Below are 1,248 nucleotides of genomic sequence, written 5' to 3'. Positions count from 1 at the left end.
GGGCGCCGAGCCCACGCCGCTGATCGCGATTGCCAGCGTCATCGTGTCGATGGCGCTGATTGCCGTCGGCAACGGGCTGATGTTTGCTTATATCCCGGTCCGGCTTGGCGCAGAGGGTTTCGATCCGACCTGGGCCGGGCTGATCATCACCGGGCTTTCGGCCGGCGGGCTCGCCGGCTGCATCTTGACCGGACCGCTGGTGCGAAGGGTCGGCCATGCCCGCGCCTTCATGGTGCTGTCGGCGCTGATCGCGCTGGCCAACGCCGCTGTCGGCGCCGGGGTCCTTCCGCTGCTGTGGATAGCCGCCCGCGCGCTCTACGGCTTTGCCATATGCGGCCTGTTCATCGTCGCGCAGAGCTGGCTGAACGATGCCGTTGCCAACGCCATCCGCGGCCGGGTGATGGCTTTCTTCTACGTTGCCTATGTCGCCGGGCTCGGCGTCGGCTACGCGACGCTAGCGCTGGTCGATATCAGGACAGCGGATGCGCCGCTGATCGGCATCGTCTTCACCGCGCTGTCGATCCTCCCTGTCGGGATGACCAAACTTGCCCAGCCGCCGGCGCCGCAGGCGGCCTCGGTGGCGCTGCGCCGTGCCTGGCGGGTTTCACCGGTCGGCGTCGCCGGCATGCTTGCCGTCGGCGGCCTGTCGATGTCGATTGCTGGCTTCGCACCGATCCACGCCACGGCCAAGGGCTACAGCCAGGCCGACGTGGCGCTGCTGCTTTCGGCGATGCCTCTCGGCACGCTGATCCTGCAGATCCCGCTTGGTTGGATTTCCGACCGAACCGACCGCCGCTATGTGCTGATCGCCGCATCCGCGCTCGCCATGGTCGCCGGCCTGTTTGCACTCGGGTTCGATGGCGGCGCGCTGGCCGCGTTGGTTGTGATCTACATCGTGTGGGACGGCGCTTCGGAATCGATCTATTCGCTGGCCAGTGCGCACGCCGCCGACCGCGCCGGCAAGGACGACATGGTGGCGCTGTCCAGTTCGCTTTTGTTTGCCTGGTCGCTGTCGGGCTTCGTCGTGCCCGGCATCGTGACGGCGCTGTCGGCCGTCTTCGGAACGCAGGCTTTCATCTATGTGGCTGTTCTCATCGCCGCAGCCTTCTGCCTGTTCGTGCTTTTGCGTGTGTTCACGACGCGTGCGGTCCCGGTCGGCGAAACCGGCAGTTTCGCACCGATGACGGCGCAGGCGCCGTTGCCGGTCGAACTCGCCTTCGCACCGGACGATGAGGGCCGGCACTGAGC

1 protein-coding gene is annotated in these 1,248 nt (G+C 67.1%); it reads left to right on the top strand.

The features are described 5' to 3' along the window. A partial coding sequence (locus tag EN969_RS31640) for an MFS transporter (protein WP_127419762.1) occupies positions 1-1,246 on the top strand: 1,246 nt, incomplete at its 5' end. Positions 1,247-1,248 lie beyond the last annotated feature (2 nt).

The organism is Mesorhizobium sp. M7A.F.Ca.CA.003.01.2.1, assembly GCF_003998945.1.
Lineage (GTDB): Bacteria > Pseudomonadota > Alphaproteobacteria > Rhizobiales > Rhizobiaceae > Mesorhizobium > Mesorhizobium ciceri.
The sequence above is the reverse complement of the archived record's forward strand: the minus strand, read 5'-3'. Positions and strand labels throughout refer to the sequence as shown.